This is a genomic window from Kineosporia mesophila (genome assembly GCF_021129235.1).
Classification (GTDB): domain Bacteria; phylum Actinomycetota; class Actinomycetes; order Actinomycetales; family Kineosporiaceae; genus Kineosporia; species Kineosporia mesophila.
In genome coordinates, this window is record NZ_JAJOMA010000001.1 from 521,962 (window position 1) to 539,896 (window position 17,935).

Here is a 17,935-nt window from a genome sequence, read left to right on the forward strand (position 1 = left end):
TGATCACGAAAAGAGGGGGCGGGGGTCAGGCGGTGGGCAGCGCCCAGAGCTGTTCGCTGCTCCCGCTGCACTTCAGCAGCGTGAACGGCGAGGTGTAGCCGAACCCGGTGGCCGTCAGGCACAGGCCCGACGTGGGGTTGAGCACGGTGCCGTCCGTCGCCTGCTGCCAGATCTGGGAGGCGTCGGTGTCGGAGCAGGCGACCATGCCGACCCGGGTGTTGCTCAGGGTCGGGGTGACGCACAGGTCCGACTGGGCCAGGCGTCCGCTCTTGAGCACGGTGAACGTCTGGGCCGGGGTCTGGTTGCAGTCCCACAGTCCGATCGCGCCGCTGCGGTTGTCGACGCACCAGCTACCGCTCGGGTGCGGGATGCTCCCGCTCACCACGGGCGACGCGGTGGGCACCGGGGTGGTGGGGGTCGGGGTGCTGGTGGGCGTCGGGTCGGGGGTCGGCGACGCGGTCGGCCCGGCGGTGGGTGTCACCGTCGGGGACGGGGAGGGCGTCGAGTCCGGCGTCGTCGGCAGCTTCCACTGCTGGAGGGCGCCACCGTCACACGGGGCCAGGCTGAACTGCTTCTCGTAGTCCAGTGCCGGAGCGGTCAGGCAGAGACCCGAGGCCTTCTCGGCCAGGGCCGCGCCCTTCTGCGTCCACGAGGCGGCCGTGGCGCACCCGCCCACGACGACCTTGGTGCCGTCCGCCGTCATGCAGACACCCTTGAGCTCGAGCGTGCCGTCGTCGCCGACGGTCCAGAGCTGGGTGTTGCTCGTGGCGTCGCAGCGCCACACCACGATCGGGTTACCGGCGTCGGTCTTGCCGTAGTAGTCGTCCGCGCACCAGCCCGAAGGGCCGCTGATGAGCCCGTCGGTGACCTTCCAGGAGAACGCCTTCGTGGCCGTGACGCCGGTGCTGCCGGTCGCCGTGACGTTCACGGTGGTGGTGGCCTGGTGGGTGTCCGAGGTGCCGGTGATCAGCCCGGAGGTGCGGCTGATCGCGAGGCCCTTCGGCAGCCCGGTGGCCGCGTAGGTGAACGTCGTCGAGGTGCTCGTGCTGGTCGCCCGCACGCGCAGGCTGACGGCGCGCCCGGCGACGGTCAGCTGGTCACCCGGTGCGTTGAGCGTCACCGAGTCGGGGATCCCGGTCGGCAGTTTCCACTGCTGCCCGGCCGCGTCCGAGCAGGCGGCCCGGGTGAGCTGCGTACCCCAGTCGGTCTTGGGAGCGGTGAGGCACTCACCGGTGGCCGGGTTGACCAGCTGGCCCGCCGCCGAGGCCTTCCAGATCTGATCGGTACCACCGTCACAGGTGCCGATCACGATCAGCTTCCCGGCGTCCGAGGTGGCGCCGCGGGCGCTGAGGCACTTGCTGTTGTCCCGGTCGTAGAACGAGATGGTGCCGTCGGTGGCGGCCATCCACTTCTGGTTGCACTCCCAGATCTGGATGCTGTTGCCGTCCGTGGTCCCGCTGCTGTTGCTGTCCGCGCAGAGCCCCTGGACGCCGGTCAGGTGGCCGATCCCGATGATGAGGTCCCACTGGAAGGTCGTCGCGACCGTGCCCGCACTGTCGGTGGCGCTGATCCGCACCAGACCGCTCTGCGCGGAAGCCTTCACGGTCCCGGACAGGACGCCGGTGGTGGCGTTGATCGTGATCCCGGCCGGCAGGCCGGTGGCCCGGAAGCTGACGGTGCCCGTCGCGCCCTGCGTCGTGATCGCCGGCAGGGTGACGTCCTGGCCGATCCCGCTGGTCTGGTGGCCCGGGTTGCCCAGGGTCAGGCCCGACGTTCCGCAACGGCTGTTCAGCAGCCGGTTCGGTGAACCGGCGCCCGGGTCGCCGAGGATGTCCTGGTCGGCACAGGCGCTGAGGGCGGCGCTCACCTGGGCCGGGGTGGCCGAGGGATGCTGCGACAGGTACAGGGCGGCGGCGCCGGCCACGATCGGGGAAGCCAGCGACGTGCCGCTCGCCGAGGTGACCGCGGTGTCGCTGTCCCAGGCGGAGGTGGCGACGTCGGTGCCGGGGGCGAACAGGTCCACGCACTCGCCGTACTCGGAGAAACCGGCCCGGTTGTCGTTCTGGTCGCTGGCGCCGACCGTGATCGCCTCCCGCACCCGCCCCGGGGAGCTGTTGCAGGCGTCCGCGTTGCTGTTCCCGGCCGCGATCACGTAGGTGATACCGGCCTTGATCGACGCGCGGATGGCGTTGTCCAGCTCGTCCTGCGCGCTGGTGCCCCAGGAGAGGTTGACGACGGTGGGCCGCGGGGCGTTCTTCGTGATCCAGTCGATGGCCTGCAGACCGCTCGTCATCGGGCCGGTGCTGCTGCAGCCGAGCACCCGGATGGCGTGGATCTTCGCCTTCTTGGCCACCCCGTAGGTGGAACCCGCCGCGGCGCCGGCGACGGCGGTGCCGTGACCGGCGCAGTCGCCGGAGTCGGCCGGGGTCGGGCCGTCGGGCACGGCGCGGCCGCCGAATTCCTGGTGCGTGGTGCGGACGCCGGTGTCCAGCACGAAGATGTTCGCGCCGGAACCGTCGTCGTCGGCGTCGTAGCTGCCGCTCAGCGGCAGGCCGGGCTGGTCGATCCGGTCGAGGTGCCAGGGCGCGGGGGACTGGGTCCGGGTCTCCTGCGTCTCCAGGCCCGCCACCACCACGTCCTGCGACACGCTCGCCACCTCGGGGGCTGCGGCCAGGGCCTTGGCGTGGGAGGTCTTCACCGCGAAACCGTGCAGAGCGGCGGTGTAGACGTACGTGACCTCACCACCGACCTGACCGGCCAGGCGATCGGCGGCCTTCTCGATCTGCCGGGTCGTGCGCAGCCCGGGCCGGTCGGCCAGACGCACCAGGTAGCTGCCCGGGATCGGGTCGCCCGCCCTCTGCGTCGTCTTCTTCGAGACCAGCAGGTCGGACCGGTCGGCCGGGTCGTCCCGGCCGACGATCGTGTCGTCGGCCCCGGCGGTCGGGCCGGCGGGCGATGATGCGCCGGGCCAGGTCAGATAGCCGGTGGTCACGGCGGCCGCAGCCGTCACGGCTCCGGCGGCCAGCACGGCGAGGCGTCGTCGCCCAGCGGTATTTCTCGTCAAGACTCGTGTCCTCGGTGGAAGGTCAGGGTTCTCCGGGCAACGCGAAAGAGCCTGGGGTACAGGCTTATGCGTGCGGGAGGTCCACGTCGAAAGCCCGAAATCTACCATTGGCCCGATTGGTTTCACGACGGCACCGGGGCAGAACGGGTTCCCATTTAGGACAACTATTTGGATCCAAAGTTGTTTTGTTAGGATCCAGCTAGTCCCACCGACCCCGCCCAGAGGAGTTCATGTGTCCCAGACGCTGCGCGAGGGTCTGCCCGCGCTGCCCGAGGTCAGCCCGTTCCTGCTGGCAGGGGAGTGGGTGGCGCAGGGACGGGAGCTGTTCGACGTCACCGACCCCGCCACCGAGCAGATCCTGACCCAGGTCGCCCAGGCCACCCCCGAGGACGTCGACGTCGCCGTCGCGGCCGGCCGCCGGGCGCTGGCCGAGCGCTCCTGGACCGGCCTGGACCCGCTCGAGCGGGCCCGCGTGATGAACCGGATCGCCGACCTGATCGAGGACCAGCTCGAAGACCTGGCGATCCTCGAGACCCGGGACAACGGCAAGCCGATCGAGCGCTCGCGGGCCGACACCGCCAACGCCGCGCGCACTTTCCGGCACTTCGCGGGAGCGCCGTCGCGCCTGGCGGGCAGCACGGTCCCGATCGGTGAGGCGCATCACGTGTACACCACGCTGAACCCGGTCGGGGTCGCCGCGCTGATCCTGCCCTGGAATTTCCCGATCATGACCGGTTCGTTCAAGATCGCCCCCGCGCTCGCCGCCGGTTGCTCGATCGTGGTGAAACCGGCCGAGCAGACGCCGCTCACGATGCTGCGGCTGGCCGCCGTCATGCGCGAGGCGGGCGTACCCGACGGGGTGGTCAGCGTGCTCACCGGTGACGGCCGGGTGGGGGCCGCGCTGACGGCCCACCCGGGGGTGGCCAAGGTGTCGTTCACCGGGAGCACCGAGGTCGGCCGGATCGTCGGCCGGGCCGCCGCCGACAGTTTCAAGCGGGTGACGCTCGAACTGGGCGGCAAGAGCGCGAACATCGTCTTCGAAGATGCTGACCTGGACGCGGCCGTCACCACCGCCATGCGCGCGTCGTTCGGCCACTCCGGTCAGATGTGCACCGCGGGAAGCCGTCTGCTGGTGCAGAACTCGATCCTGGCGGAGATGACCGGGCGGCTCACCGCGGCGGTCGCCAAGGTGCCGATGGGTGACGGTCTGGCCGGCGGGGTCTCGGTCGGCCCGCTGGTCTCGGCGGAGCAGCGCGAGCAGGTGCTGGGCTACATCGAGAAGGGCCGCGCCGACGGTGCCCAGCTCGTCACCGGTGGTGGAACCCCCTCGGGCCCGGGCTACTACGTCGAGCCCACGCTGTTCACCGGGGTGCGCAACGACATGGTGATCGCCCGGGAGGAGATCTTCGGCCCGGTCGTCGGGGTGATCGGGTTCGAGGACGAGACTGAGGCGATCGCGATCGCCAACGACTCCAGCTACGGCCTGGCCGGCGGCATCTGGACCAACGACCTGCGCCGCGCCCACCGCGTCGCCGCCGCGATCGACGCCGGCACGATCTGGGTGAACACCTACAACATCTTCGACCCGGCCCTGGGCTTCGGCGGGGTGAAGGACTCCGGCATCGGCCGCGACCTCGGCGACGAGGCACTCCTCGGCTTCACCGAGACGAAGGCCGTGGTCATCGCCCTGTAAGAAGTACCCCCGTGATCATGCAGAGTGTCCCCGAGAGTTCTAGAACTCCGGGGACACTCTGCATGATCACGCTGGGTTTTGGAGGCGAACCCATCCACGTCTATTCAGATTGGATCCATTTCCTTTAGAATCGTATTCACTACGACGCACGCGGGGCACCTCGCCCGAGCCTCTGCTCGTTCCAAAAATGGATCCAAACATGTTAGCTTTGGATCCGAAGTCGACGTAGAGGCGGTTGGTGTGGAGAGCTCGCTCGAGGCGGGACCGTCCGTGCTACAGGTGCACGGCCCGGGCATCGACGTGGCCGCCGAGCGCGCCCGTACGCCGGGTGCGACGCTCGCGCACCACTTCAACGCCGCCGGGGCCGCACTGCCCACGGCCTCGGTGGTGCAGGCCGTGGTCGACCACCTGCGCCTGGAGGAACAGCGTGGCGGGTACGAGGCCGCGCACCAGGTCCTCGACCGGGTCGAGGCGGTCTACGACGACGCCGCGCGGCTCATCGGCGCCACCCCCGGCGAGATCGCCCTCTTCGACAGCGCCAGCACCGGCCTGCGCACGATCATCGACGCGCTGCGCCTGGAATCACGCCAGCGCCTGCTGGTCAGCCGCTCCACCTACGTCAGCCACGCGCTGCACCTGATGAGCCTGGGCCGCGAGCACGACATCGAGCTGGTGATCGTGCCCAACGGGCCCTCCGGTGCCGTCGACCTCACCGCACTCGACGCCGAACTGGCTGCCGGCGGCCCGGCCGTCGTCTGCGTCGCCCACATCCCCACCTCCTCCGGCCTGGTCGAGCCGGTCGCCGAGATCGGCACCCTGACGAAGCGTTACGGCGCCCGCTACGTGCTCGACGCCACCCAGTCGGTGGGCCACGTGGCGGTCGACGTCGCGGCCGTCGGCTGCGACGCGCTGGTCACCACCGGCCGCAAGTTCCTCCGGGCCCCGCGGGGCACCGGGTTCGCCTACGTCAGTAACGAACTCACCGCCTCCCTGGCCCCCACCGCACCCGACGTGCGAGGTGCGGTGTGGACCTCGTCCACCAGCTGGGAACTCAAGGACAGCGCCCGGCGCTTCGAGACCTGGGAGGCGTCGATCGCCGGCCGGGTCGGGCTCGGGGTGGCGCTCGCCGAGGCACTGGAGCGGGGGGGCAGGCCGACCGAGACCTGTCTGCGCGCGGTCGCCGACCAGTTGCGCGCGGCGCTGGGCCAGATCCCGCGGGTGACGGTGCAGGATCCGCCGGCCTCCCCGTCGGCCATCGTGACCTTCACGGTCGACGGCCAGGCGCCGCGTCGCGTGAACGAGCTGCTGGCGCTACGCAACGTGCGCACCGTGTCCGTGCCGGCCTCCCACGCCCAGTGGGATCTGGGATCCCGGGGTGTGGAGGCCGTGGTGCGCGCCTCCGCGCACGTCTACAACGACGAGTCGGACGTCGCGGCCCTGGTCGCGGCGGTCACCGAGATCGCGGGGGAGAACTGATGGTAGACGTCGATGTCGTCGTTGCGGGGCTCGGAATCCACGGTTCCGCAACGGTCTACGAACTGAGCCGTCAGGGGGTCGACGTGCTCGGCCTGGAACAGTTCGCGCCGGGGCACTCCCGGGGGTCGTCCCACGGGCGCACCCGGATGATCCGCCGGGCCTACCCCAACCCGGTCTGGAACCCCCTGGTCGATCAGGCATTCGAGGGCTGGGCCCGCTGGGAGGCTGCGAGCGGCACGACGCTGGTGCACCGCACCGGCGGCCTCTACGCCTACGACGGCACGACGAGCATGCAGGGCCCCGACACCGTGGTGATCACGGACCGCGCCGAGATGGCCGCCCGGATGCCGGGCTTTCGCGCCCCGGACGGGTACGGCGCGGTGTACGACCCGGCCGCCGGCGTGCTCGAGGCCTCCGCGGCCCTCGGCGTGGCCCGGGCCGGGGCCCGGGCGCACGGCGCCACCCTGTCGTTCGGGGAGAGCCTGCTGTCCTGGCGCCAGGAGGGCGACGTCTGTGTCGTCACCACCGGTGAGCGCGAGATCCGCTGCAACCGGCTGGTGCTGACGGGTGGTTCGTGGTCGGGGCGGCTCGTGCCCGAGCTGGCGCACCTGTTCGAGGTCTGGCGCATCGTCACGGTCACCCTGGCCGCCGGTCAGGAGGCCGGGATGCCGCCGCAGCTCGGCTGTTTCTCCGTGGACCGCCCGCAGGGCCTGGTCTTCGGCATCCCCGACGCCGCCGGCAACGGTTTCAAGGCCGGCATCGACCTGGGCCCGGTCTGGGACCCGGACCGGCCCCCGGCCCCCGCGACCCCGCCGGAGATCGCCGAACTCGTCGGCCTGATGACGAGTTACGTGCCCGGTGTCCGGCCCGAGGTGATCGAGGCGGCGAGCTGCCTGTACACGATGACGGCCGACAAGCGGTTCGTGATCGGCGCGCTTCCCTGGGCCCCGGCCGTGACCGTCGCGGCCGCCTGTTCGGGGCACGGCTTCAAGTTCGGTCCCGCCATCGGCGCGGCCCTCGCCGACCTGGTGCTCGGAAGAGCACGCCCGGATCTGGAATTCATCGGCGTCCAGCGCCGTCTGCCTTCGAGTCAGGAGCCCACGTGACCCGCCACTGGAACGACCCCCTCACCGAGGACGAGATCGCCGCGGTGATCGCCCTGGTCCGCGCCGACGAGCGGATCGGTGAGAACCCCCGCTTCTGGGGCATCGCGGTGGACGAGGCCCTCGCCCGCGCGCTCGCCCCCGGTCAGGGCCGCCCGGTGCGCACCGTGGTGATGAACCCCGACGCGCACGCGGCCTGGGAGGTGGCGGCCTGGACGGCGGGATCGGACCGGGAGGCCTCGATCTCGGCCTGGCGGGACGTCGACGCCAAGCGTCCCGGTGTCTCCAGCGAGGAGGCCCGGATGGTCGCGCAGGCCTGCCGGGAAGACCAGGGCATGAAAGACGCTCTGGCCAAGCGCGGCATCCACGACGTCTCGCTGGTCTGGGTCGATCCCGAGTCGATCACCGGCTTCGAGCCCGAAGGCCTCGAAGACCGCCGCCTTTCGTGGGGCACGGTGTGGCACCGCGAGACCGAGGACGACAACGGCTACGCCCGCCCGGTGGCCGGCCTGGTGCCGATCGTCGACCTGGAGACGCTGAAGGTCATCTCGATCGAAGACCACGGGGTGCTGCCGATGGCCTCCGAGACCGGCAACTACCGCTCAGGCACCTGGGGCCCGGACCGCGAGGTCTCGGCGCTGGAGATCACCCAGCCCGACGGGCCCGGTTTCGCCCAGGACGGGCAGCTCGTCACCTGGCAGAACTGGTCGTTCCGCGTCGGTTTCACGCACCGCGAGGGCATGGTGCTGCACGACGTCACCTACAACGACCACGGCCGGGTCCGCCCGGTGATGAAGCGCGCCGCGGTCAACGAGATGTACGTGCCCTACCTCGACCCCGACCCGACGGCCTACCGCAAGAACTTCTTCGACTGGGGCGAGTACGGCGCCGGCCCGCTCACCGCCTCGCTCGAACTGGGCTGCGACTGCCTGGGCGAGATCCGTTACTACGACGCGGCGGTGGTGAACGGGCACGGTGAGGCCCGCACCATCAAGAACGCCATCTGCATGCACGAGGAGGACTACTCGATCCTCTGGAAGCACGTGAACACCCGCACCGGGGAGGCCGACGTGCGTCGCGCCCGGCGCATGGTGGTCTCGTTCTTCGCCACGGTCGCGAATTACGACTACGGCTTCTACTGGTCGTTCTACCAGGACGGCATGATCGAGCTGGAGATCAAGCTCACCGGCGTCATGTCGGTGTCCGGTATCGCCGACGGCGAGAAGCCGGCCTACGGGCGCCTGGTCAGCCCGAACGTGCAGGCCCCGAACCACCAGCACTACTTCGGTATGCGCCTGGACATGGGCGTCGACGGCCCCGTCAACCGGCTGTACGAGGTGCACTCGGAGATCGAGGAGGACGAGGCGCTCAACCCGTACGGCAACGCCTGCAAGACCGTCCGCACCCCGCTGCTGACGGAGAAGGCCGCCGCGCGCCGCGCCAACCCGGCCGCCGCCACCCACTGGCTGGTCGAGAGTGACGACACGGTCAACCGTTTCGGTGACAAGACGGCGTACCGGGTGTCGATCCAGAACACCGCGCGGCTCTACGCCAAGCCGGGCAGCATCGTCGAGCGCAAGGCGCCGTTCGTGGCCCAGCACCTGTGGGCCACGGTCTTCGACGGCAGCGAGCGGTTCATCGCGGGGGAGTACCCCAACCAGGCCGACCTGGGTGCCGACGGCATCCAGACCTTCCAGCAGGCCGACCGTTCCCTCGACGGCGCGGAACTCGTGCTCTGGCCGGTCATCGGCGTGCACCACACGCCCCGCCCGGAGGAGTGGCCGATCATGCCGGTGCACCGCATCGGCATGCGCCTGGAGCCGGACGGCTTCTTCGACCGCAACCCCTCGCTCGACCTGCCGGCCCCGATGAGCCACAGCGGTTCGTCCGAGGGCGACACCTGCTGCCACTGACATCTACCACATGGGGGACGCCGGCCCGCTCGACTCGAGCGGGCCGGCCGGGGACCCCTGTTGTCCGAGACCGAAGGAATCGACGTGGACGAGACGTTCTCCCCGTATCTCGTGCGGGGTATGCGCATTGCGGCGGACGAGGTCATGCTCGTCGAGCTCGAACCGCTGGAGGCCGCTGCGGTCTGGGAGCCCGGCGCCCACCTCGACGTGATGGTCGGTGACGGCACCACCCGCCAGTTCTCCATCTGTGGCGGGGATTCCGGTTCGCTGACGGTGGCCGTGCGCCGGGAGACACCGGGGAAGGGCGGATCGGCCTGGATCCACGACATGCTGCGCCCGGGCTGGACCGTGCAGGTGCGCGGCCCGCGCAACCACTTCGTTCTCGAAGACTCTGACCGTTACCTCTTCGTCGCGGGCGGTATCGGCATCACCCCGCTGCTGCCGATGCTGGAGAAGGCGACCGACTGGGAACTGCTGTACTTCGGGCGCACGCTGTCGGCCATGCCCTTCCGCGACCGTCTCGCCGGGTACGGCAACCAGGTGCGTCTCCTGCCCGCTGATGCCCCCGAGCGTCCCCTGCTCGCAGATCTTCTGGGCTCGCTCGCGGACAGGACGCTCGTGTACACCTGCGGTCCCGCGCGCCTGATGGACGGTGTCCGTGAGGTTCTCGAGGCGCAGGGGCGTGGCGACGATCTGCGGTCCGAGTACTTCAGCGCCCCGGTCGCCGCCGGGGAGGCCGAGACCGGCGCCTTCACGGTGCGACTGGCCACGTCCGGGCAGGAGCTCAAGGTCGACGCCGGCCGGTCCCTGCTCGACGTGCTCACCGACGAGGCGGGCGCCGACATCCTGCGGGACTGCGAGGAAGGCATCTGCGGAACCTGCGAGACCCGCGTGGTGTCCGGCACTGTCGAGCACCGCGACTACGTGCTGACCAAGACCGAGAAAGAAGCGGGTGACTGCCTGATGGTCTGTGTGTCGAGAGCATCAGGCCTGCTGGTCCTCGACCTCTGACCCCCTCAACAAACCGCCGTGATCATGCAAAACCTCCCCGGAGTTCTAGAACTCTTCGGGGAGGTTTTGCATGATCACGAACGGGGTTCTGTACCGGCCCGGCCGCACTGGACAGGTCCACGGTGTGCGCCGTGCACCAGAAGAGGACTCACGGCTTGTAGACCACGAAAACCTTTCGTACGGGCTCATGCACGGTCCAGGTGCCGACCCAGCCGATCGGGAAGTAGGCCGTGGTGCCCGCGGTGATCTCGGCCGGCTCGCCACCGTCCTCGACAACGGTCATGTGCCCGGCGATCACGTGGATGATCTCGCCGCGGGTCAGGAACTCCCAGCGGGACGTACCCGGGTCGCTCTCCCAGATCCCGGAGACCACCTTGCGGTCCTCGGTGGCGAAGTCGACCCGGCTGCGCACCCGGATCTCCCCGCTCAGCGGTTCGGCACTGGGAGGCCCGAGCGGCTTCTCGGCCAGATCGGTGACGTCGAGGGGGATATTGACATGAGTCATGACAGCTCCGGGGACGCAGCGAGTGATGCATCCCGAAGCTAACAGATTGGATCCATTGCGGTAAGGGTCAGCCGCGGAAGACCGTGGACGAACGCCGCTCGTACCAGTGCGCCAGGTGCTCACCGGCTTTGAGTACGTGGTCGCGCATCTCCCGGCCGGCGGTCTCGGTGTCGCCCGCCACCAGCGCGGCGATGATGCGCTCGTGCTCGCGGTGGTTCTCCTCGCGCTGCCGGGCGTCGTTCACGATCAGCGCCGACGAGACGTTGCGCGGGAAGGTCTCGTTGATGTCGTTCACCGCCTTGGCCAGGCGGGCGTTCGCGGCGATGGTCAGGATCAGGGTGTGGAACACGTCGTTCGCCGGGCGATCGGCCGAGGCCGGGTTCTCACCGCGGGACAGGGCCGAGGAGTGGTCGAACATCGACTGATTCGCCTGGCGCAGCTCGTCCAGCTCGGCCTGGGTGATGCGGCTGACCGCGCGGGTGGCGGCCAGGGACTCCAGCTCGGCGCGCACCTCATAGGCCTCGCGCACCTCCCAGGGGGCCGGAACTCGCACCACAGCGCCACGATTGGGCAGTACCTCGATCAGGCCACCGCTCTGCAACTGGCGCAGGGCCTCGCGGATCGGGGTGCGGCTCACGCCGAAATCGCCGGCCAGCTCGGCCTGTCGCAGCTGGGCGCCGATCGGGATCTCGCCCGACATGATGCGTTCGCGGATCCGGGCCGCGACATCGTCCACCAGGGCGTTGCCCGATTTCTCCGTGCTGGTCAGATCGGCGGCGTCCACCATGATCGCGGTTCTCCCCTCACGCGCGGTCCGGCGCGACGTTGCGCGCCTACTGCGGCGCCTGTGAAGCCAAAACGCTAGCAGAACACCCACAGATGGACCCCGTTCCAATAGTTCTGGCTATGAATTCCGCTAGATGGGATCCATCAATGCTAAGTTGGGATCCATTCTGAGCCGCTATCCGGAGGAGCGTCAGTGCTCAAGCGCGAGGACAACGAGAAGCTGACCCAGACCGGGCCGGGTACCCCGCTCGGTGGGCTGATGCGGGCGTACTGGCAGCCGGCGGCCCTGGTCTCGGAGATGTCGCAGGAGAAGCCGGTCAAGGCCGTGCGGATGTTCAGCGAAGACCTGGTGCTCTTCCGCAAGCCCGGCGGTACCTGGGGCCTGATCAGCCGGTTCTGCGCGCACCGCGGCGTCGACCTGTCCTACGGTCGGCTGGAGGACGGTGGACTGCGCTGCCTCTACCACGGCTGGCTCTACGACTCCCAGGGCCAGTGCGTCGATCAGCCGGCCGAACCCGAGCACAGCCGGTTCGCCGACAAGATCCGCATCGCCAGCTATCCGTGCGTGGAGAAGAACGGCATCATCTTCGCCTACCTCGGCGCCGGTGACCCGCCCCCGTTCCCCGACTACGACTGCTTCAAGGCCCCGGACGAGTACACCTTCGCCTTCAAGGGTCTGTGGGAGTGCAACTGGCTGCAGGGCGTCGAGGGTGGCATCGACCCCAGTCACGTCTCCTTCCTGCACCGCTTCATCGAGGAAGACCCCCGCGAGACCTACGGTCAGCAGTTCAGCGAGGAGGTCGAGGGCACCGGCCAGAAGCTGTCCAAGCTCGTCGGTGACAACTTCCGCCCCGACATCGAGGTGGAGAGCGCCGAGCACGGCCTGCGGGTGTTCGCGGTGCGCCGGCTGACCGAGGAACTGAAGCATGTGCGCGTCACCAATTTGATGTTCCCCAACGCCTTTGTGGTGCCCTTCGGCCAGACCAAGGTGTTCGCCCAGTGGCACGTGCCGATCGATGACGAGAACCACTACTGGTTCATGATCTGGTACGACTACGCCGAGACCACCGACAAGGACACGCTGCTCCAGCAGCGCCTCAAGGAGGTCTCGCTGCCCGACTACCGGCCGCTGCGCAACCGTTCCAACAACTGGGGTTTCGACCCGGTCGAGCAGAAGAACGTCACGTACACCGGGATGGGCCTGGACATCAACGTTCACGACCAGTGGGCGGTCGAGAGCATGGGCCCGATCCAGGACCGCACGGTGGAGCGCCTGGGCGTCTCCGACCGCGCCGTCACCGCGAATCGCCGCATGCTGCTCAAGGCGATTGAGGCGTTCGCCGCGGGTGGCAAGCTGCCCGCCCACCCGCTGGACGAGACCGAGGCCGCCACCTTCACCGGCCCCCTCGCCGTCGACACCCTCGCCACCAACGAGAACTGGCAGGGCGACTGGCTCTCCGCCGAGGACAAGCGCCGTCAGGCGTCCCCGTGGGCCGCCACCCGGGCGCCGGTCACGTCGCAGGAGAACGCCGATGCTTGAGGATGCCGGTCAGCTCACTTTTGATCCCTCGTTGCGCAACCAGGACCGGCGCGATGTGGCCGAGGCCGGTGGAGGTCAGAACGCCCGGCCGATGCTGGCCAAGGACCGCGGCGGTTTCATCGACCGCCACGACCTGTGGACCGACGCGCAGTACGCGGCCTCGGCCCAGATGCGCCGGGTGATGGACGAGATCGGCCTGGAGATGGTCCGGTTCGCCTTCGTCGACCAGCACGGTCTGCTGCGTGGCAAGACGATCACCCGCTCGAACGTGGCCTCGGCCATGCGCTCGGGCGTCACCGCGCCCAGTTCCCTGCTGCTGAAAGACACCTCGGGCAAGTCGGTGTTCCCGGTCTTCACCGAGGGGGCCGGGCTGGGACTGGAGCGTTTCTCGGGTGCCGGTGACATCGTCCTGGTGCCCGACCCGACCACGTTCCGGGTGCTGCCCTGGGCGCCGCGCACCGGCTGGATCCTCTGCGACCTGCGCTTCCCGGACGGCTCCGAGGTCGCGTTCAGCACCCGTGACCTGCTGCGCCGCTCCCTGAAGAAGCTGGAGCACGCGGGCTACCGGATGACGGTGGGCGCCGAGCTGGAGTTCCACGTCTTCCGGGCCGACGAGGCTCCGTTCGCCGCCGAGAACATCGGCCGGCCGGGAGCTCCCGGCCACCCGCGCACGATGCACCCGACCACCCCGGGCGCCCAGCTGCTGCACGAGGAGGCTCTGGACGGCCTGGACGACCTGGTGCAGGCGCTCTACCGCGGTCTGACGGCGCTCGACCTGCCGCTGCGCTCCCTGGAGCTGGAGTTCGGGCCGAGCCAGCTGGAACTGACGATGGACGCCGCCGACGCCGCGCTCACCGCCGACGCGGTGGTGCTGTGCCGCAGTGCCGTCCGGCAGATCTCGCGCCGGCTCGGGTACGAGGCCACCTTCATGTCCCGGCCGCAGGGCGCGGAAACCGCCTCCACCGGATGGCATCTGCACCAGTCACTGACCTCGGCGGTCTCCGGCGAACCGGTGTTCGTCCCGCCGAACGGCACGGGGACGTTGTCGCCGGTGGCGGAGAACTACCTGGAGGGCATTCTCACCCACGCCCGGGCGGCGGCCGCGTTCAGCACCCCGACGGTCAACGGGTACAAGCGGTACCAGGCCTATTCGCTGGCGCCCGACCGGGTGGCCTGGGGCATCGACAACAAGGGCGCCATGGTGCGCGCGGTCGGTGGGCCGGGCGATCCGGCGACCCGGCTGGAGAACCGTTCCGGCGAGCCCTCGGCCAACCCCTACCTGTACATCGCCTCGCAGCTGGTGAGTGGGATGGACGGACTGGAGCGGAATCTGGAACTGCGGGCCCCGACCGGCAATCCGTACGAGAACGAGGCCCCGCGCCTGCCCCGTTCCCTCGGCGAGGCGGTGGACGCGCTGGAGCAGGACGAGGTCTTCGCCGAGGCCTTCGGGGCCGACGTGATCAGCTGGTACAGCGCGATCAAGCGCAGCGAGTTCGACCGCTACCTGATGCACGTCTCGGACTGGGAGCAGCGCGAGTACCTCGGGATGTTCTGACCCTACGCGCGTCGTCCGCTGAACTGCCCCGGCCCGCAGCCAGGACTTCCGCACCGCGTGGGCCGCCCAGGACGTCCATCTCTTCCGGGGCGAGAAGCGAATGCGCCCTCCACACATCGGCGTCCTCGATCGTCAGCTCGAGATCCTGGTCCGCCGGACGGCGGCGAGCTGTCCATTCTCAGCTACACACCGATCCCGGGCACGAAGGCGGAGGACGGCCTGAAACTGCTGGCGTCGTGGGCGGCGCAGGATCCGGCCCCGGCCCTTGACGAGGTGACGCCTAGGCTTCGAGGCGTGAACCACGTCGCATCTCTCGGATTCCGTACCGATCTGATGTTGCGCTGCCTGGGTGGGTCGCAGGTCTCCGACCGCGGCTCCCACCTGGTCGTGCGCACGCCGGAGAACCCCGGCTACTGGTGGGGGAATTTCCTGCTGCTGCGGGAGCGGCCCGGGACGGGGGAGTGGCCCGGCTGGGTGGCGGAGTTCGAGCGGGAGTTCCCCGGCGCCGACCACATCGCCCTCGGCCTCGACGGGGTGGACGGCGCCGTCCCGGACCCGGAGGGAGCCGCCGCGCTCGGTCTGGAGGTGGTGGCCGACGCCGTGCTGACCGCCACGGAGCTGATCCCGCCGGCACCCGCCGATCTGCTGATCCGCCCGCTCGAGAGCTCCGACGACTGGCACAGCATGGCGCTGCTGCGGCTGTCGCTCGAGGAGTCGTCGGCCGACGGCCACACCGAGTTCGTCCACCGCAAGGCCGCGGAGTACCGCCAGATGACGCAGGCCGGCCACGGCGCCTGGTTCGGCGCCTTCATCGACGGCGAGATGCGCTGTGGTGCAGGATTGTTCACCGACGGCAGCGGCGTGGCCCGCTTCCAGAACGTCGAGACCCACCCGGCCTATCGCCGCCGTGGCCTGGCCTCCACCCTGGTTCACCGCCTGGGCGAGTGGGGCCTCTCCCGTCTGGACGCCGAAACGCTGGTGATCGTCGCCGATCCCGGTTACCACGCGATCGGGATGTACCGGTCCCTGGGATTCCAGGACGCCGAACACAAGATCCAGGCCCAGCGGCCCCCGAGCGGGTGAGCGCCTTCATGGGCGGTCGCCCACCCATGAAGGCCATCCCTCAGGACGCCTGGGCCACGGACTGCACGCCCAGGGCAATGAAGATGAACGCCATACAGAACATGGCGACACCGAGAACCATCAGGAGATAGAGGAATTCGCGCCACATCACACACGCGACCCCGCCGAGCAGCAGACAGACCAGGAAGAGGTTACTCATCGGGCACCCCTCCGGATCGGTCTCAACGTGTCGGCCCGGGAACTGAACCGGTAAAGATCAGTCCCTTTCGTCGATATCAGCCTCTGTTCAGTTGAGAGGACTGGAGTACAGTTAGACATTGCGTGCTCCCCAGTGGAGTTCAGCTGGGCCCAGGTGTTGCAGCACCTTCGGGCCCAGCGCTTTGTTTGAGGGCCCCAAGGCGTCGGTCGGTCGTGAACCGGCGCCGGGCAGTCCATCTCGGCCGCTCGGGCCGCGCACCACCTCCCTCGAAGGCGGGGTGCTGGAGTCAATCGTGCAGTGGACGCTGATGGCCCAGATCTACCGATACCCCGCTAATTCACATAGTGCGTTGTAGTCTTGCGGAGAGCAAGGTGCAAACCGGAAGATTGCCGACTGAAGACACACCAAACGCAAGTTGCGCACACGAAGAGTGGCTTTGGCTACGTTCCGTGTAGGGAGCTGGAACTCTTGAGTGCTCACGCCAATCCTTTGGTCAGCAAGGTGGAGCTGGCGAACACGTTGCGGCGACTGCGAACGGGAGCCGGGCGCACTCTGGAAGATGCTGCCGCTGTACTGGAGGTCTCCGCCGCAACCATCTCGCGTATCGAAACCGGCGTACGAATTCCTCGGGCGCGGGACGTGAGGGAGCTCTGCCGGTATTACGGGGTGCAGGACGAGACCAGGATCGAGGAGCTCGCCTCGCTCGTGGCCCTTGCCCGCAGGCAGGGATGGTGGGAGTCGTATGCGAGTGTTGATGAAACGTACGGCTCCTACATCGGTTACGAAGAAGCGGCCGTCTCTGTTCATCAATTTGAGAACGGTGCGATTCCTGCGATCTTCCAGACGGAGGCCTACGGGCAGGCCTACTACCGTGAGGTGGTCCAGTTGTACTGGCCGGATCCGCCGGATGACCAATTCATCGGGGAGAAGCTGAAGGTTCGCCGGATCCGCCGGGACCGGCTCTGGGAGCGCGAGCGCTCACGGCATACCTTGATACTCGACGAGGCAGTGCTGCGGCGTCCGGTCGGCGACTCCAGTGTCATGCGCGAGCAACTGGTCTTCTTGGTTGCAGCGGCTGAGGAGCAGCGAGTGCAGATTCTGCTGCTGCCCACCGCCGCTGGGGCTAGTGGCGGGCAGGGGCCGTTCACCATTCTGACCCTTCCGCAGGGAGAGCTCTCGGATCTGGTCTATCTTGACACCCTTCAAGGGCAGTCAATCCTTGAGGAGGACGAGGTCGTAGCCAGGCATCGCCGCATTTTTGCGTTCCTTCGTGGTGCTGCCCTGAACGCAACCGAGAGCATCGAGGTTCTGCGGGCACATGCGGGTCAATACTCTTGAGTTGTTCAATGAATCGCTCCACATGGCGCGCCCGTGTGTGGGTGTTTGAGTCTGGCCCGGGTGTAGTGTGACCGCGCTGGCGAGGCCTCCGCGCTTTCTGGGGTCTCACTACCTGGAAGCGGGAGCAGTCTCTTGTCCGGACTTAACGTAACCGAGATGTCTTGGCTGAAGTCATCTTTCTCGGCTGTCAACGGTTGCCTCGAGGTGGCTGCGGCCCCCGACGGCCTGATCGCGGTCCGTCAGTCCAAAGACCCGGACGGGGGATATATCCTTTACAACTCGGAGGAATGGCGAGCATTTCTGGCCGGCGTGCGCAACGGTGAATTCGACCACTTCGCTTCTTGAGCGCGCCGTACTCATGTGTAACCAGGGATAGGCGTCATCGTCATCCTCTCGTACCCTGAGGCTGGTCCTGACTTGTCACGGCCCGGGATGGAGTAGACGCATGTGTGATTCTCCTGCAGAGAACGTGCGCTGGCAGAAAGCATCGGCTTCGGGACTCAACGGGTGCCTTCAGATAGGTCGTGTCGATCCTGGCCGCCTCGCGATGCGCGATTCGAAGCTTCCGAACAGCGGCCTAATTCTCTGCTCGGAAGCGGCTTGGCGGGAGTTTCTCCGGGGTAGCCGCTGCGGAGAGTTTGATCGATTGAGCGCGCCGGACTGACGGCG

At 68.7% G+C, this 17,935-nt stretch carries 15 protein-coding genes; 11 read left to right on the top strand and 4 right to left on the bottom strand.

What is annotated here, in order from left to right:
- Positions 1–25: 25 nt before the first annotated feature.
- Positions 26–3,064 (bottom strand): ricin-type beta-trefoil lectin domain protein, encoded by a 3,039-nt coding sequence (locus LR393_RS01955; RefSeq protein WP_231481114.1) that lies wholly within the window; start codon positions 3,062–3,064, stop codon positions 26–28.
- A gap of 232 nt (positions 3,065–3,296) precedes the next feature.
- Between LR393_RS01955 and LR393_RS01960 the strand changes: the two genes are divergently transcribed.
- From LR393_RS01960 to LR393_RS01980, 5 genes are all read left to right on the top strand, one after another.
- Complete coding sequence (locus LR393_RS01960; protein ID WP_231481115.1) at positions 3,297–4,757, top strand: aldehyde dehydrogenase family protein; 1,461 nt, start codon at positions 3,297–3,299, stop codon at positions 4,755–4,757.
- A gap of 240 nt (positions 4,758–4,997) precedes the next feature.
- Entirely contained in the window at positions 4,998–6,233 is a 1,236-nt protein-coding gene (locus tag LR393_RS01965) for an aminotransferase class V-fold PLP-dependent enzyme (RefSeq protein ID WP_231481116.1), read from the top strand.
- Positions 6,233–7,339 carry an FAD-dependent oxidoreductase gene (locus LR393_RS01970; protein ID WP_231481117.1) on the top strand — a complete coding sequence of 369 codons (1,107 nt, stop codon included), beginning with the start codon at positions 6,233–6,235 and terminating at the stop codon, positions 7,337–7,339. The genes LR393_RS01965 and LR393_RS01970 overlap by 1 nt, the downstream gene beginning before the upstream one ends.
- Entirely contained in the window at positions 7,336–9,249 is a 1,914-nt protein-coding gene (locus tag LR393_RS01975) for a primary-amine oxidase (RefSeq protein WP_231481118.1), read from the top strand. Before LR393_RS01970 ends, LR393_RS01975 begins: the two co-directional genes overlap by 4 nt.
- A gap of 60 nt (positions 9,250–9,309) precedes the next feature.
- The gene (locus LR393_RS01980) at positions 9,310–10,260 is read left to right on the top strand and encodes a PDR/VanB family oxidoreductase (RefSeq protein WP_231481119.1); all 951 of its coding nucleotides are present in this window, start codon (positions 9,310–9,312) and stop codon (positions 10,258–10,260) included.
- Positions 10,261–10,408: 148 nt separating this feature from the next.
- Here the strand turns inward: LR393_RS01980 and LR393_RS01985 are convergent, their stop codons facing one another.
- Together LR393_RS01985 and LR393_RS01990 are read right to left on the bottom strand one after the other, a co-directional pair.
- Entirely contained in the window at positions 10,409–10,765 is a 357-nt protein-coding gene (locus tag LR393_RS01985; RefSeq protein ID WP_231481120.1) for a cupin domain-containing protein, read from the bottom strand.
- A gap of 67 nt (positions 10,766–10,832) precedes the next feature.
- Positions 10,833–11,552, bottom strand: a complete 720-nt coding sequence (locus tag LR393_RS01990) for a GntR family transcriptional regulator (RefSeq protein ID WP_231481121.1) — start codon at positions 11,550–11,552, stop codon at positions 10,833–10,835.
- A gap of 192 nt (positions 11,553–11,744) precedes the next feature.
- On the opposite strand from LR393_RS01990, the gene LR393_RS01995 reads away from it, so the two are divergent.
- From LR393_RS01995 to LR393_RS36100, 3 genes are all read left to right on the top strand, one after another.
- Entirely contained in the window at positions 11,745–13,091 is a 1,347-nt protein-coding gene (locus tag LR393_RS01995) for an aromatic ring-hydroxylating dioxygenase subunit alpha (RefSeq protein ID WP_231481122.1), read from the top strand.
- The gene (locus LR393_RS02000; RefSeq protein ID WP_231481123.1) at positions 13,084–14,646 is read left to right on the top strand and encodes a glutamine synthetase family protein; all 1,563 of its coding nucleotides are present in this window, start codon (positions 13,084–13,086) and stop codon (positions 14,644–14,646) included. The genes LR393_RS01995 and LR393_RS02000 overlap by 8 nt, the downstream gene beginning before the upstream one ends.
- A 294-nt stretch (positions 14,647–14,940) precedes the next feature.
- Complete coding sequence (locus LR393_RS36100) at positions 14,941–15,729, top strand: GNAT family N-acetyltransferase (RefSeq protein ID WP_231481124.1); 789 nt, start codon at positions 14,941–14,943, stop codon at positions 15,727–15,729.
- Positions 15,730–15,769: 40 nt separating this feature from the next.
- On the opposite strand, the gene LR393_RS02010 is transcribed toward LR393_RS36100, so the two are convergent.
- Positions 15,770–15,928: a hypothetical protein gene (locus LR393_RS02010; protein ID WP_231481125.1), complete on the bottom strand. Its 159-nt coding sequence runs from the start codon at positions 15,926–15,928 to the stop codon at positions 15,770–15,772.
- A 468-nt stretch (positions 15,929–16,396) separates the two neighbouring features.
- Here LR393_RS02010 and LR393_RS02015 point away from each other — a divergent pair, with 468 nt between their 5' ends.
- From LR393_RS02015 to LR393_RS36870, 3 genes are all read left to right on the top strand, one after another.
- Positions 16,397–17,266, top strand: coding sequence for a helix-turn-helix domain-containing protein (locus tag LR393_RS02015; RefSeq protein WP_231481126.1), 870 nt, complete (start codon positions 16,397–16,399; stop codon positions 17,264–17,266).
- A 156-nt stretch (positions 17,267–17,422) separates the two neighbouring features.
- Entirely contained in the window at positions 17,423–17,611 is a 189-nt protein-coding gene (locus tag LR393_RS02020) for a DUF397 domain-containing protein (RefSeq protein WP_231481127.1), read from the top strand.
- A gap of 100 nt (positions 17,612–17,711) precedes the next feature.
- A complete protein-coding gene (locus tag LR393_RS36870) occupies positions 17,712–17,930 on the top strand; it encodes a DUF397 domain-containing protein (RefSeq protein WP_407937281.1) in 219 nt (72 codons plus the stop codon).
- Positions 17,931–17,935: the final 5 nt, after the last annotated feature.

Coding starts and splice junctions, on each gene's coding strand:
- LR393_RS01970 (WP_231481117.1), top strand. CDS start 6,233: ATGGTAGACGTCGATGTCGTCGTTGCGGGGCTCGGAATCCACGGTTCC.
- LR393_RS01985 (WP_231481120.1), bottom strand. CDS start 10,765: ATGACTCATGTCAATATCCCCCTCGACGTCACCGATCTGGCCGAGAAG.
- LR393_RS01990 (WP_231481121.1), bottom strand. CDS start 11,552: ATGGTGGACGCCGCCGATCTGACCAGCACGGAGAAATCGGGCAACGCC.
- LR393_RS02000 (WP_231481123.1), top strand. CDS start 13,084: ATGCTTGAGGATGCCGGTCAGCTCACTTTTGATCCCTCGTTGCGCAAC.
- LR393_RS02010 (WP_231481125.1), bottom strand. CDS start 15,928: ATGAGTAACCTCTTCCTGGTCTGTCTGCTGCTCGGCGGGGTCGCGTGT.
- LR393_RS02020 (WP_231481127.1), top strand. CDS start 17,423: ATGTCTTGGCTGAAGTCATCTTTCTCGGCTGTCAACGGTTGCCTCGAG.
- LR393_RS36870 (WP_407937281.1), top strand. CDS start 17,712: ATGTGTGATTCTCCTGCAGAGAACGTGCGCTGGCAGAAAGCATCGGCT.